The sequence below is a fragment of the Streptomyces sp. NPDC085927 genome (assembly GCF_044540975.1).
GTDB lineage: Bacteria > Actinomycetota > Actinomycetes > Streptomycetales > Streptomycetaceae > Streptomyces > Streptomyces hirsutus.
Genome location: NZ_JBITSN010000004.1, coordinates 29,529 through 42,591, shown reverse-complemented (window position 1 = coordinate 42,591; position 13,063 = coordinate 29,529). Strand labels below are relative to the sequence as shown.

The following is a 13,063-nucleotide window of genomic DNA, read 5'->3' as shown; positions in this document are numbered from 1 at the left end:
GACGTCAGCCGCGCAGTGCGACGAGGCTCGCGGGCCGCAGGTCCGTCCAGTTGGCCTCGACGTATTCCAGGCACGCGGCCCGGTCGGCGGGTCCGTGCGCGGTTGCCCAGCCTGAGGGGACGTCGATCGCGGCGGGCCACAGGGAGTGCTGGTTCTCGTCGTTGACCAGCACGAGGAAGTCGGCGTCGGTGGCGTCGAAGGGGTTGGTCATCGCAGGGCTCCTTCGGGTTCGGTACGTGCGTCGTCGGAAGGGAACCGCCCGGTCGTGCGCGACGGCTCGTGAGGTACGGGGACGGTCTTTCCGTCCGGCAGTTCTGCCGGCCCGGCAGCGAGGCCGGCGCCGAGCCGCGGGACCGGGCGCGGGCCGCAGACCGTTTCCACGGCGGTGGCGATCGCCAGTGCGTCGCGGATGCGGGGCGGTCCGAACACCGATACGCCCACGGGGAGCGCGTCGTGCAGCCCGGCCGGGACGGTGATGTGCGGGTAGCCGGCCAGGGCGGGGACCGTCGAGGTGTTGCGGGCACGCCGGTCGCCGCCCGTGTGGTCCACCGGCCACGCCGGATCGCTGGTCGGCGCGACGACGGCGGACACGTCGGCTCCGGTCAGCGCGTCGTGCAGGAGGGTGCGGGCCCACTGCCGGGCGCGGACGCGCTGAACCGATGCCTGGGCGCTCTGCTCGTCGGTGACCGCCAGGGCGCGTTCGAACAGATCCTGTCCGAACGGTGCCTCCAGCGGCCTCGTGGCCTCGATCAGTGCGGCCAACGTGGGCGGGGCCCCTCGTCGACCGGCCAGATAGTGCTCCGCACTCGGCCGGAACTCCGCCACCAGTGCCTCCAGTGCTTCCTCCAGCACGCCTGAGTCCAGCACCAGTTCAACAGGCACGACGGTGGCCCCCGCCGCGGTGAGCGCGGTCACGGTCCGGTCGAGGACGTCCCGGGCGGCGGGAGCCATCCGCCGCCCCGGCCACACCCCGAGACGCAGTCCGGCCACCGGAACCGGCCCGGGCAGTGCCTCGCCGGTCAATGCGGCGAGGCAGGCCGCCGCGTCGGCGCAGCTGCCCGACAGAACGCCCGGCGTGTCCAGGGCCGGTGAGATCGGCACGATGCCGCCCACCGGCAACAGGCCGTGTTCGGGCTTCACCCCGACGACCCCGGTGACGGACGCGGGGCACACGACCGAGCCGTCGGTCTCCGTGCCGATCGCGAGCGGCGCCAGACCGGCGGCCACCGCGGCGGCCGACCCGGACGACGAACCGGCGGGGCTGTGGTCGAGCGCGTGCGGGTTCCACGTCTGACCGCCGGCCCCGGACCACCCCTCGATCCCGTTGACGGAACGGAAGTTGCCCCATTCGGAAAGATTCGTCTTGCCGACCACCACCGCACCCGCGGCCCGCAGCAGACCCACCACGTCCGCGTCCGTCACCGGCGGGTGTTCCGTCAGCAGCGGCGAACCGGCCGCCGTGGCGAGGCCACGGGTGTCCACGTTGTCCTTCACCAGGACCGGTATCCCCTCGAGCGGGCGCGCACGGCCGTCGGCCAAGCGCCGGTCGCTGATCCGTGCCTGGGCACGGGCGGCCGGATCGACCGCGAACACCGCGTTCACCAGCGGGTCGACGGCGGTGATCCGCTGCAGGCACCGCTCCACCAGATCGACGGCTCGCAGCTCCCGCCGCAGCAACTGCTCGCCGAGTTCGGCCAGGGACGGCCACGGTCTCGTGAACTCAGTCAAGGCGGGCCCCCCGCAATGTGCGCGAGTTCAGGAACACCGCGATCGACGCGGCCGCGACGACTCCGTGCAGGCCCAGTGTCACCGCGAAACCGAAGGAGCCGACGGCCACCCCCATGACCACATTGCCGGCCAGCGGAGCGGTGAACGACAGCAGCGACATCAGCGCCATGACCCGGCCGCGCATCTCCCTCGTGGAACTGCGCTGGATCAACGACATCAGCACCAGGCTCGCCTGCGCGGTGACTGCGCCCATCAGGCCGTAGCCGACGGCGGCCAAGGCCACGGCGTGGACGTGGCCGAGCAGCACGAGTACCAGAGCCTGACCTGCCAGGCACGCCACCAGTACGGCGGTCACCCGTCGGCGCACCGGCAGCGCGAGGCTCGTCAGGAACGCGGCGGCGGCGCCCACGGTGAACGCGGACAGCAGCACACCCGCTCCCGCGGCGCCGGCGCCGAGGGAGTCGGCGAGCAGTACCAGGCCGACGTTCACCGGTCCGGCGCCCGCGAGCTCCACCAGCCCGACCACGCACAGCAGCAGACGCAGATCCCGGTGCCCGGCCGCGTACCGCATCCCCTCGACCACTCGGGTGATCAACCGGGTCCGGTCCTGAGCCTCGTGCGCATCCTGCGTGTCTCCGGGGGGCTCCGCCGCCTTCCCCTCTCGTCGCGGCCGGCAGAAGGCCACCGCCACCGCTGACAGCAGGAAGCTCACCGCGTTCACCGCGGCCACGACCACCATCCCGCCGAGGCCGAGCAGCCACGCGCCCACCGGACCGCCCGCAGCCTGACCGGTGCGCAGACCGATCAGGTACAGGGCGTTGCCCCGCACCAGGTGCTCCGGAGGCAGCAGCAGCGGGCGCAGCGCGCCGCTCGCGGGCAGGAAGAAAGCGCCCAGCAGCCCCAGCGCCGCGGCGACGGCGAACAGCACCGGCACCGACGGCCCGGTGACCGCCACGGCGACCGCCGCGACGGCCATCAGCACACAGCGGGCCAGGTCCGACCACACCATCACCCGGGCCGCACCGTGCCGGTCGGCGACTGCACCGGCGCCGAGCAGCGCCACGATCCGCGGCACCCCGGCCAACGCGAGCACCGTACCGGCGGTCGCCGGACCGGCCGACTCGACCACTGTCGACGCGAGGGCGATGGTCCACGCCGCGTCCCCCACGCTCGACAGACCGGTGGCGCCGACGAACGACAGGTAGCGGGAGGACACCGGACCCGTTCGCGCGGCGGTCGCCTCCATTTCGCCGGTGGGCATCACCGCACTCCCAACGGTGCCGCTTCCCGGTCCGGCCCGGTGGCCGGCGCCCAGACGTCCTCGGCGGACAGGGCGTCCGGACGGTACTTGCCCAGCGCGCTGATCAGCAGCCGCATCTCCAGTGCGAGACACTCGGCCAGGCGTCGCAGGCCGGCCAGCGGATCCTCGTCCACCGCCAGCAGCGCCGCCCGGCCGAGGCCCACCGCGCGGGCGCCCAGCGCAAGGCACTTCACCGCTCGTGCCCCCTCCCACATCCGCCCGGACACCAGCAGACAGCCGTCCGGGGCCCCGATGCGGCGCAGACACTCGGCGAGCGGCAGCCCGACGCCGGGCAGGAACGTCCTGGGCGCCCAGCCCGACCCGCCTTCCGCGCCGTCGACGGTGACGGCGTCGGCGCCGGCAGCCCAGGCCACTCGGGCCGCCTCGGCCACGTCGCGGCCCGGCGGCAGCTTCACCCACACCCGGGCCCGGGGATAGTTGTTGCGCATCAGCCGGATCTGCTGGCGCAGTACCTCCTCGGTGAACGTGCCAGGGCTGGCGCAACGCAGCTGCTTGCCGCTCGCCCTGTCGAAGACCCGCTCCAGGGCGAACTGTTCCGCCAGCCCGGCCGCCCGCTCGTCGTCGACGACCGTCATCCCGCCGAGGCCCGGTTTGGCGCCCTGGCCCACCTTCAGCTCCAGCGCGAGCCGACCGCTGTCCAGCAGCGGGCGGACGGACGGATCGCTGTAGACCAGATTCCAGACCTCGGCGTCGGCGTCCTCCGTGCTCTGCTGGACGACCACCCCGCCGACCTCGTCGGGCACGGCGTCCGCGTAGGCTCGCACCCGCCCCAGCAGGCTGGAGCCGTCGGCTCCGGAGAGTCGGCCGGACCCGTTGACCGGGGCGACGTTCTCGCCGATCACCATCGGGACGCCCAGCTCGCCCGCCTGCCGGCCGGCGGCCGTCCCGAGGTCGGTGCTGGCGACCTGCGTCGAGCCGAACGCCGAGAGATAGAGGGGCAGCGAGGAGGCGAATCCGCCGACCATCGTGGTCAACTCGACGTCACTGTGCAGCGGTTCACGCGCCAGGTCGATCAGCTTCTCCAGCCGCTGCGGCATGAAGACCGGGGGCACCAGGCGGGCGTTGTCCAGTTCGTCCCCGCTCCCGCTCTCCTCGCCCGAGGCGCCGAACAGGGCACGGCCGTAGTCGTGCAGTTCGGGGAAGGCCGCCGCCGGCCCGGTGCGGGCGCGTTCGCGCACCTCCGCCTCGGGGAAGTGGTCGGCTCGCAGGACTCTCACGGGGCCGCCACCCCGGGGACCTTGGGGAAGGCGCTGGCCTGCCACACCGAGTCCAGCCCGGCGATGTACCGGGTCAGACGTTCCAGGCCGATCCCGAAACCGGCGCTTGCGGGGATGCCCTCGCGGAGCATCTTCAGGTACCAGGCGTACTTGGCGGGGTTCTCGCCGGTCTCCCGCATCCGGGCGATGATCGCGTCGTACTCGTGCTCGCGCTCGCCCCCGCTGCACAGTTCGCCGTAGCCCTCGGCCGCCAGCAGGTCGAAGTTGCGCAGAAATCCGGGCTGTTCGTGGTTCTCCTTGTCGTAGAACCCGCGTGAGCCCTTGGGGTAGTCGGTGACGAAGAAGGGCTGGTCGGCCTTGGACGACAGCAGAGCCTCACCGCTCCAGTCGATCTCCGCGTCGGGATTCTGCTCGTGGCCCATGGAGTGCAGGTCGGCCACGGCGGACGCGTGGGTACGCCGGCCGAACGGCTCCTGCGACAGCAGTCCGGCGAACGTGTCGGTGTCCCGGCCGAGCACGGCGAGTTCGGCCGGAGCGCGCTCCACCACCCGGCGCACGACGTGCTTGACCACCCCCTCCGCGACCCCCATGGCTTCGTCCCGGGACGCCCCGGCGATCTCTACGTCGATCTGGTGGAACTCGGCGAGGTGCCGACTGGTGGAACTGGTCTCCAGCGGCTCCAGGCGGACGTTCGGCGCCACGCAGAAGATGCGGTCGAAGGCGGTCAGTGACGCCTGTTTGTACAGGATCGCGCTGGTCATGATCTTGTAGCGGTGACCGTAGTAGTCCACGTCTACCTGCTTGGCGCCCCGTGCGCCGGGGTCGGTCACCGGGCCTATCACCGGCGGCAGCAGCTCGGTGAAGCCCTGCCCGGACAGGTGCTCGCGGGCCGCCTCCAGCATCGTGTGCTGCACACGCAACACGGCCCGGGTGGTCGGAGACGTGAGGTGGGAACGCGGGTCGGCGAGCGGGGGGGCCTCCTGGACGATGTCCATACTGGACTCTCTCTCCTTTGGCGGGTAGGGGTCTTGTGGTGGCGGGGCCTCGAGGGTCCGGGAAGGTCAGCCGGCGTCGAGCATCGCGCCGTCGGCACTTACGGACCGTTCCAGAGCTGCGCGGTCGAAAGTTCGTTCCACGTAGGACAGGGAGCGCAGAAGCTGTGCGGCGTCGGCCTCGCGGCGGTCGACCGTCTCCACGCGGGAGCCGAGCGGCAGGGCCCCCGTGCGCGACCACCGCAGTCGGCCGGTCGCGTCGACGGTCGCGCGCGTACGGCCCGCGTTGTCGGGATGCAGGCAGTACGGCACGTCCAGGTAACCCCGCTCGACGGCTCGCACCAGGGCGGTGCCCAGGTCGGCGTCGAGGTTCAGGACGGCGTCGACCACGGCTGTGGCCTCGGCGAGGATGCCGGTGTCCGGCGTGTCGGACCGGACCGCCGAGCGTTCGTCATCGGCCGCCGCACTCGCGACCCGCAGCGCGGTCACGTTCTCCTCGACGGTGGGAATGCGGTGGGCCTCGGCGGCCGTTTTGACGATCAGCCGCTCCGCCCCGGCCCGCACCGCCAGCCGGGCGGCTTGGGCGAGCAGTTCGGTGGCACCACCGACGGTCCGGGGGTAGACGCCCATGTAGGCGTACAGCACGACGTGCCAGTCGGCTCCGGCGAGGAACCTGGCGCACAGCCGGCGCAGGGCACGTACCGCCTCGGCGTCCTGCTCCGGGTGCGTCTGCTGCGCGTAGCTCAGGGACACGCTCTCCACTCCGTGCTGCCGGAAGAACATCCCCTCCAGCACACTGATGGCCACGAGCAGGCTCGGCGGGCAGAGCTGGCCCATCATGCAGCCGCCGAAGGACTCCAGGTGCGGTCGCACACCGGTCTCGCGGAGTTCCGCGAGCAGCCGGCAGGACTCGGCCCAGCAGCGCACCGCTTCCTGGACGGGGACACGGCTGTACGGCAGGCAGTACGAGAGCGGGCCGCCCTCCGTCGCGTGGAGGCCGCACGCGCCGAGCGCGGCAAAGATGTCCTGCGGCCGGGCCGAGCCGTGACGCACCTGCACGGGGAAGGTGTCGTCGTGCAGTCCGTTGAGGACCTCGTGGGTGAACTCGGGCGGGTAGGCCACGATCGGGTAGCCGTTCAGCGCGTCGCCCGCGGCCAGCGCCGTGTGGACGGCGGCGTGGTCGCCGACACGGGTGAAGCTGTCCAAGGTGATCGTGCCGACCGCGCACACCCCGGCCTGCCGGACGGCACGAAGACCCGTGCGCATACCGGCGGGGTCGCCGATGCCCATCCTCGGCTGGACGACGAGCCGGCCGGACGCCGCGGACCGGGCGATGAAATCCCCGAAGGAACGGGGGGCTCGGGACGTACCCACTGTCATGACGGCACGCCCAGCGGCAGGCGCGCCAGGAACGAGCGGAATGCGCTCATCCCGCTGCCGTCCTCGAACACGCCGTCGAAACCGGCCTCGGTCAGCACGGAGGTACGCTCGCGCCCGCCCGGCCCGCCGATGCCTAACTTGCCACCGATGACGACCGGCAGCCGGGCGAGCTCCTCATGGGCCCGCAGCTTGCCGATGACCCGCTTGCTCTCGTGGAAGCCGTGTCCATTGACACTGCTGATCACGACCAGATCAGGGGTGAGACGGAGACAACTGTCGAGCAGCATCTCATCGGGCACACAGGCGCCCAGGTTCACCACCTTGTGCCCCCACTGCTCCAGCAGGAGCTGGAGGTACACGAGATTCCAGGTGTGCGCGTCGGAGGCGAGGCTGGTGACCATGACGTGCAGTGCCCGCACATCGCTCGGCTGTCGTCGGTTCAAGGGATGCTCATCTCTGTTGCGGGAGGGGCGGGCTGGGCGGACTCGGGGACCGGCGCAGATGCCTGCCGTCGGGCAGGCCGCTCGCCTGCCCGACGGCAGGCACGGCGAAGGCGGGTCCTGGCGTGGAGGAGGAGGCCCCGGCGCTGTCAGCCCCAGCCCGTGGTGTCCTTGGAGGACGGAGAGGTCACGCCGTCCGAGGCCACCACGGGCGAGGCGATTCCGTCCGCCGACCCGTCGGTGAGCACGACGGTCCCCAGGGCCGGAACTGCGGCAAGCACGAGAACCGCAACTAACTTCGCAAGGTGCGCACGCAACGACATACCGAACTCCTCCGTGACGAAGAATGCTTGAGTCGTGGACCGCGGAACCGGGAGGGAAAGGGGCGGTGCACCCGAGTCGCAGCGCCCCGCGGGGGGTGCTCCGGCCCGGCCGCCTCCTCGTGGCTCCGAGGGTCTTTCTGCCGGTGGAACAAGGTTCACCCGCCGCTCCAGCGCGGCGCTAGGCCTGACCGGCTTCCTGATCCGGCCCTTGCATAGACCGTCCACCGCCACCTCGGGCGTCGCAGAGACCGTTGTAGAACTCCGGCACCAACGCCGCCGACCATCCGGTCAGACGGGCGCCACGAAGCTCGTATTCCCTCTCGACCGCACGCGCCACGACCGCACGCGCCATGCCCTCCGCCTCGAGCAGCGAATCGGCGATGACGTAGACCCCGACCGTCAGATCCCGGCCCGTGTCCGGGTGGATGCTGATGTGCTGGATCTGGTCGGGAGGGCGCGCGTGGGACAGGAGGATCATGGTGAGGCGCTCAGGGGTGGGGAAGTCGACCGCCAGCCGAACCCGTACGTGAACAAGCTGCATCTTCCGAGCTTGATGAAGAGGGCACGGGCCAACAAGCCGAGCTCGGGGACGGTCTATGCCAGTTCCTGAAGCGGCCATCGCCATCACCGGTTTTTGGTCAGAGGTTTCAGGCGCCTCTCCCGGTGCACCACAACTTGATAGCACTGATGTGAACCAGTTTGGTCGACCAAAGGGGACAGCGTGCTGGACGCGCTCGGATTGGACGATGCCTGCGAAGATGTCTACAAGGCCCTGCTGGCCCAGCCACGGGCGAACATGGACGAACTGAGAGAAGCACTGGATTTCTCCGAAGCGCAATTACGCTCGTCGCTGGACAAGTTGAGTGAACTGGCACTCGTCCGTCCCAGCCTCGAGGAACCCAGCGCCTTCCGTGCAGTCGACCCGGAGCTGGGCATTCAGGCCCTCATCGCGATGCAGCAGGAGCAACTCACCGCCGAACAGCAGAGAGTCGAGCGGCTCCGTGCCGCCGCCCTCCACCTTGCCGCCGACTTCGCTGCCATCCGCCCCCGCAAGAGCGTGGCCGATGTCGAACAGCTCGAGGGAATCGAGGAGATCCGGGAGCGCATTCACGTTTTGGTCCGGGCGGTCAAGAGCGAGGTGATGGCCTTCGCTCCCGGCGGTGCGCAGAGCGCAGCCAACATGGCAGCGGCGAGGCCTCAGGACGAGGAACTCCTCGCCCGCGGCGTGCGCATGCGGACGCTGTACCTCGACAGCGTCCGCAACAGTCAGGACACCGTCGCCTACGCCAAGTGGCTCGCGGAACTCGGCGGCGAGGTGAGAACGGTGCCCTCGCTGCCGATAAGACTCATGATCTTGGACCACAACGTCGCCATCGTGCCCACCGACGGGGAGAACAGTGCCGCCGGCGCCCTTGTTCTGGGCGCGGACGGCACCCTCGCCGCACTGTGCGCCCTGTTCGACTCCCTGTGGGAGAAGGCCACCCCGCTCGGCACCGCACCCGACCGTGACGAGGACGATCTCCCCCCTCAAGAGGCCGAAGCCCTGCGGATGCTGGCCCAGGGCTTCACCGACGAAGCCGTCGCCAAACGCCTCGGTGTGTCCTCGCGCACCGCGCGCCGCATCGCTGCCGACCTGATGGAGAAGCTCGGCGCCCGCAGCCGCTTCCAGGCCGGTACGCGGGCAGTCGCGAAGGGCTGGCTGAGAGGGGACGAATAGCCGGAGCCGGTCGCTCGTCACGCGGCTCCGGCCGGGCAGTCGGTCCATGCACTGATCGGTGGGCCGGGGGCGAAGCGCGCCTTCGGTCCGGCGCGGGCGGTCCGGCGCGGCGTTGCGCCGGCGGGCGCGCAGGGTTTTGAGGAGGTCAAGAGACTCCCGCCGGTACGTACGCAAGCGGGTGCGGATGCGGTCCGGGCCGACAGGCTCCCGGAAGCGTCCGTGCGCGGGCGTCCGGGGCGAAGGCGTGCAGCCGACCGACGAGCCGTCCGGTCGACCGGGGCCGGCAGAAGGTGTTGACGCCGGGGAGGCCGAAGCAGCGGGCGGGACTGCCGGTGGTGCCGTCGAGGCCGGGGACGCCGGGACCACGCGGCTGGTGCGCTGCTCGACAACCGAGAGCGCCGCCCGCGGTGACAGCCGCCCCCGGTCGAGGAGATGACCGCATTAAGCACCTGCGTGAGTGAATCTGCCGAATATGTGCAAGAGGTGCGTTTCCTTCCGTGGTTGGCTGCTGGGCATGACGACGAGGGATGGAGTTCCCGGGGCCGGCCGTCCGCACCCGGCCGCGGGCGTACCGGAGCCGGATCTCCCCTGCCCCGGTGGCTGGTTCCGTCCGGCGCGCTCACGAGAACTCGTCCCCGGCAAGGTCCTGCCGTGTCGCTTCCCGGGTGACGACGCCGTCCCGTACCGCACCACCGACGGCCGGCCCCGTGCGCGTCTGCGGCACCACCGCGCCACCGGGCAGAACTGCTTCGTCTTCGTCTGGTACGAGCCGAACGGCGCCCCGCCCACCTGGGGGGTCCTCCCACGCGTGACGAGACCATCGGCTTCCTCCGGCACTGGACCCAGCAGTTCCGTCCGTCGCCCCGCCACAGGCGCCGGGTCCGCGGCCGGCGTCGGTCACCAGGCCCCCTCAGCCGTACCCCAGGTCCCGATGGTCGGCGGCCCCGGTACCGCCGCCCGCGCCGCGAGGGTGGCCAACGGCCGGTGCGCCGCCGTTCCCATCGACCGTCGGCGACGGTTTTGGGCGTACGACTGCCTGCCGGTACCCCTTCCTCGATGACCGCCGATGATCGCCCCAGAACTACGGGCTCCGCATCACCGCACGTCACCGGCCTCCCGGAAGGGAAAGGCGGGCCCCGACAGCGAAACGACAGCTGTGGCTTACGCCCGTCCGACCGCGCGCGGGTCAAGCTCGGCAGTGCCTGAACAGCGCGGGCCCGCTGACCGTACCTCTCCCCAGATCACGCAATCCCCGGAAGGGACACACCCGCATGACCAGCGCATCGCATCAGCTCGCATCAGGACCGGCCCGTCGAACCGTCGTGGCGGCCGCCGGAGCGGCGGGCCTCGCCGTCGCGCTGACCGCCTGCGGAAGCTCCGACGAGTCCTCCGGCTCGTCCGCGGCCTCCACCACCCCCGACGGCTCCAAGGACAACAACGAAGCGAGCGGCAACGGTTCGGGCGGTGACGGCGGCGCGCCCGCCGGTGACGTGCTCGCCTCGACCGCCGACATCCCCGAGGGCGGCGGGAAGGTCTTCGCCGACAGCAAGGTGGTGGTCACCCAGCCGACGGCCGGCGAGTTCAAGGCGTTCTCGGCGACCTGCACCCACCAGGGGTGCGCGGTGAAGAGCGTCGCCGACGGAGTCATCAACTGCCCCTGCCACAACAGCAACTTCTCCATCGCCGACGGCAGCGTGCAGAGCGGCCCCGCGACCAAGCCGCTGCCTGCCATGGAGATCACCGTCAGCGGGGACTCGATCACCCTCGCGTGAGCCGCCGGCGCCGGACCGTACGGTGCCGACGGGCCCGTGCCGGTCGGCACACCGTCCGCGGTCGCGAGGGTGGCGACCGGGGCAGGACGTGACGGGCCATCGCGGAGGTGCGGTCAACGGGCGCCCCGCGATGGCATCCGCCGGCGGCCGGCGGGTGAGGTCCGGTCCCCCTTGCGAGGAAAAGGAAGACGACCCATCCTTTTCTGACGTGATGTCAGAGGATCTCTCTGGCACGACGTGAGAGAAGAGGGGGCCGCATGACTGCCACGCAGCGCCGGGGCCGGAAGATCATGATGACGCCGGGCGAACTGGACGACTTCCTCACCGCCCAGCGCACCTGCCGGGTCGCCACGGTGTCGGCCGACGGCGCGCCGCATGTGAGCACGCTCTGGTTCGCCTGGGACGGCACCTCGCTGTGGCTGTACTCCGTGGTGCGTTCCAAGCGCTGGGCGGACCTGCGCCGGGACCAGCGGGTGGCGATCGTGGTGGACACCGGCGAGGAGTACGACGAGTTGCGCGGCGCGGAGCTGTCCGGGCGGGTGGAGTTCGTGGGCGAGATACCGCGCACCGGCGAACTCCGCGCCGAACTCGACGTTCCCGAGACGCTGTTCGCGCGCAAGAACTTCAACCTGGACGAGATGCCGCACGACGGCCGGCACGCCTGGATACGGCTGACCCCGGAGAAGATCGTGTCCTGGGACTTCCGGAAGCTGGGCACGCGGTAGCGGGACGGGCCGAGGGGCCTCGGGCCCGGTCCGAGGAACCCGGTCCGAGGAGCCCGCCCCGGGTCTCCCCCGCCTGGCTCGCTCCTCGCGGGACCACATGCCTAGGCATACGTCCTGGGCTCCCCCGCCTCCGGTCCGATCGCCGCGCCGATCGCCTCGCTCAGGGGCCCGATGTCGTCCGCGGTGAGCGTCGACACGGTGACGCGGATGCCGGGTGGGGTGCCCATCCGGAAGCGGGCACCGGGCGCCACCGCCCACCCCGCGTGCAGCAGCCGCGCGACGGCGCCGGTCTCGTCCGGGACGGGCACCCACACATTCATGCCGCTGCGTCCGTGCGCCGTGATCCCCTGCCGGGCCAGCGCCCCGACGAGGGCGTCCCGGCGCCGTCCGTACTGCGCCGCCACCACCGCCGGGTCCACCGCGCCGCCGGTCCAGAGCCGGAGCACCGCGCGCTGGACCGTGCGGCTGACCCAGCCCGGCCCGAGCCGCTGGCGTCCGCGGACCCGGTCGAGGGTGACCGCGTCCCCGGTGAGCACGGCGAGCCTCAGGTCGGGGCCGTACGCCTTGGCCGCCGAGCGGACGAAGGCCCAGCTGCGGGTGGGACCGGCGAGGGGGTGCAGGGGGAGGTCGACGATGTGATGCCCGTGGTCGTCCTCGATCAGCAGCGTCTCCGGGTGATCCGCGAGCACCGCCCGCAAGGCCCGCGCGCGCGCCGCGCTCAGTGCGGCACCAGTCGGGTTCTGCGCCCGGTCCGTGACGATCAGCGCGCGTGCCCCGCCGGCCAGTGCCCGCCGCACGTCGTCGGGGAGCGGCCCCTCGTCGTCGACGCCGACCGGGACGGTCCGCAGGCCGAGTGCCGGGACGAGGTCCAGCGCACTGCCCCATCCGGGGTCCTCCACGGCCACCGCGTCGCCCTGCCTGAGGTGGGCCGCGAGCACCCGCTCCATCGCGTCGAGGGCGCCGGAGGTCACGGTGACGGGGCCGTCGGGGATGCCGTCGGCGTCCAGCCCGGCGCGGGCGAACCGGGCCAGTCCGGGTTCCACGGGTGCGTGCCCGTAGAGCACCGGTTCCCGGTCGCCCTGTTCGGCCGCGGCGGCGAAGGCCTCGGCCAGCGGGGGCAGCAGCGCGGGGTCGGGGTTGCCGTCGGAGAGATCCCGCACGCCCCGCGGGACCTCCACCCGGACGGCGTCGCGTGCCGTGGTGGCCGGCTTGGGCCGCACCCGGCTCCCCCGACGGCCCGCGGTCTCGATCACCCCTCGCTCGCGCAGGGTCCGGTACGCGGACGCGACGGTGTTGGGGTTCACCCCGAGCCGGTCCGCCAACTCCCTCATGGATGGAAGCAGTTCACCCGGCCGGAGTGCGCCTTCGCCCACCGCGCCCTCGATGCTCGCCGAAATCTCCGCAGCACGCCGACCTGTGATCCGATAACCTTCTAGCACAAAGACAAT

Annotated in this window: 13 protein-coding genes; 3 read left to right on the top strand and 10 right to left on the bottom strand. The window is 71.8% G+C overall.

From position 1 onward, the window contains the following. Positions 1-4: 4 nt before the first annotated feature. The 9 genes from ACIF80_RS12080 to ACIF80_RS12040 all read right to left on the bottom strand — a co-directional run bounded on the left by ACIF80_RS12080 (position 5) and on the right by ACIF80_RS12040 (position 7,942). Positions 5-211, bottom strand: coding sequence for an MbtH family protein (locus tag ACIF80_RS12080; RefSeq protein ID WP_399802747.1), 207 nt, complete (start codon positions 209-211; stop codon positions 5-7). Further along, entirely contained in the window at positions 208-1,728 is a 1,521-nt protein-coding gene (locus ACIF80_RS12075) for an amidase family protein (protein WP_399802745.1), read from the bottom strand. Before ACIF80_RS12075 ends, ACIF80_RS12080 begins: the two co-directional genes overlap by 4 nt. Continuing rightward, positions 1,721-2,989, bottom strand: coding sequence for an MFS transporter (locus ACIF80_RS12070; RefSeq protein WP_399802742.1), 1,269 nt, complete (start codon positions 2,987-2,989; stop codon positions 1,721-1,723). Before ACIF80_RS12070 ends, ACIF80_RS12075 begins: the two co-directional genes overlap by 8 nt. After that, entirely contained in the window at positions 2,989-4,266 is a 1,278-nt protein-coding gene (locus ACIF80_RS12065; RefSeq protein ID WP_399802740.1) for a glutamate synthase-related protein, read from the bottom strand. The genes ACIF80_RS12070 and ACIF80_RS12065 overlap by 1 nt, the downstream gene beginning before the upstream one ends. Then, positions 4,263-5,261: an asparagine synthetase A gene (locus tag ACIF80_RS12060; RefSeq protein ID WP_399802737.1), complete on the bottom strand. Its 999-nt coding sequence runs from the start codon at positions 5,259-5,261 to the stop codon at positions 4,263-4,265. Before ACIF80_RS12060 ends, ACIF80_RS12065 begins: the two co-directional genes overlap by 4 nt. A 66-nt stretch (positions 5,262-5,327) precedes the next feature. Continuing rightward, positions 5,328-6,638 (bottom strand): methylaspartate mutase, encoded by a 1,311-nt coding sequence (locus tag ACIF80_RS12055; protein WP_399802735.1) that lies wholly within the window; start codon positions 6,636-6,638, stop codon positions 5,328-5,330. Next, a complete protein-coding gene (locus ACIF80_RS12050) occupies positions 6,635-7,039 on the bottom strand; it encodes a cobalamin B12-binding domain-containing protein (protein WP_399803913.1) in 405 nt (134 codons plus the stop codon). Before ACIF80_RS12050 ends, ACIF80_RS12055 begins: the two co-directional genes overlap by 4 nt. Before the next feature lie 188 nt (positions 7,040-7,227). Next, on the bottom strand, positions 7,228-7,401 hold the full coding sequence (locus tag ACIF80_RS12045) for a hypothetical protein (protein WP_399802733.1): 174 nt from the start codon (positions 7,399-7,401) through the stop codon (positions 7,228-7,230). 178 nt (positions 7,402-7,579) lie between these two features. Continuing rightward, positions 7,580-7,942, bottom strand: a complete 363-nt coding sequence (locus ACIF80_RS12040; RefSeq protein WP_399802731.1) for a hypothetical protein — start codon at positions 7,940-7,942, stop codon at positions 7,580-7,582. Between the two features lie 180 nt (positions 7,943-8,122). Here ACIF80_RS12040 and ACIF80_RS12035 point away from each other — a divergent pair, with 180 nt between their 5' ends. The 3 genes from ACIF80_RS12035 to ACIF80_RS12025 all read left to right on the top strand — a co-directional run bounded on the left by ACIF80_RS12035 (position 8,123) and on the right by ACIF80_RS12025 (position 11,615). Further along, the gene (locus tag ACIF80_RS12035) at positions 8,123-9,118 is read left to right on the top strand and encodes a helix-turn-helix domain-containing protein (protein ID WP_399802728.1); all 996 of its coding nucleotides are present in this window, start codon (positions 8,123-8,125) and stop codon (positions 9,116-9,118) included. A 1,271-nt stretch (positions 9,119-10,389) separates the two neighbouring features. Next, on the top strand, positions 10,390-10,890 hold the full coding sequence (locus ACIF80_RS12030) for a Rieske (2Fe-2S) protein (RefSeq protein ID WP_399802725.1): 501 nt from the start codon (positions 10,390-10,392) through the stop codon (positions 10,888-10,890). Positions 10,891-11,147: 257 nt separating this feature from the next. Next, positions 11,148-11,615: a pyridoxamine 5'-phosphate oxidase family protein gene (locus tag ACIF80_RS12025; RefSeq protein ID WP_399802723.1), complete on the top strand. Its 468-nt coding sequence runs from the start codon at positions 11,148-11,150 to the stop codon at positions 11,613-11,615. A gap of 101 nt (positions 11,616-11,716) precedes the next feature. On the opposite strand, the gene ACIF80_RS12020 is transcribed toward ACIF80_RS12025, so the two are convergent. Continuing rightward, positions 11,717-13,054 carry an aminotransferase class I/II-fold pyridoxal phosphate-dependent enzyme gene (locus ACIF80_RS12020; RefSeq protein WP_399802721.1) on the bottom strand — a complete coding sequence of 446 codons (1,338 nt, stop codon included), beginning with the start codon at positions 13,052-13,054 and terminating at the stop codon, positions 11,717-11,719. Positions 13,055-13,063 lie beyond the last annotated feature (9 nt).

Bases quoted from the DNA above. Each gene is read 5' to 3' on its own strand.
- ACIF80_RS12030 (WP_399802725.1), top strand. From the start codon at position 10,390: ATGACCAGCGCATCGCATCAGCTCGCATCAGGACCGGCCCGTCGAACC.
- ACIF80_RS12055 (WP_399802735.1), bottom strand. From the start codon at position 6,638: ATGACAGTGGGTACGTCCCGAGCCCCCCGTTCCTTCGGGGATTTCATC.
- ACIF80_RS12025 (WP_399802723.1), top strand. From the start codon at position 11,148: ATGACTGCCACGCAGCGCCGGGGCCGGAAGATCATGATGACGCCGGGC.
- ACIF80_RS12045 (WP_399802733.1), bottom strand. From the start codon at position 7,401: ATGTCGTTGCGTGCGCACCTTGCGAAGTTAGTTGCGGTTCTCGTGCTT.
- ACIF80_RS12070 (WP_399802742.1), bottom strand. From the start codon at position 2,989: ATGCCCACCGGCGAAATGGAGGCGACCGCCGCGCGAACGGGTCCGGTG.
- ACIF80_RS12050 (WP_399803913.1), bottom strand. From the start codon at position 7,039: ATGGTCACCAGCCTCGCCTCCGACGCGCACACCTGGAATCTCGTGTAC.
- ACIF80_RS12040 (WP_399802731.1), bottom strand. From the start codon at position 7,942: ATGCAGCTTGTTCACGTACGGGTTCGGCTGGCGGTCGACTTCCCCACC.
- ACIF80_RS12060 (WP_399802737.1), bottom strand. From the start codon at position 5,261: ATGGACATCGTCCAGGAGGCCCCCCCGCTCGCCGACCCGCGTTCCCAC.
- ACIF80_RS12080 (WP_399802747.1), bottom strand. From the start codon at position 211: ATGACCAACCCCTTCGACGCCACCGACGCCGACTTCCTCGTGCTGGTC.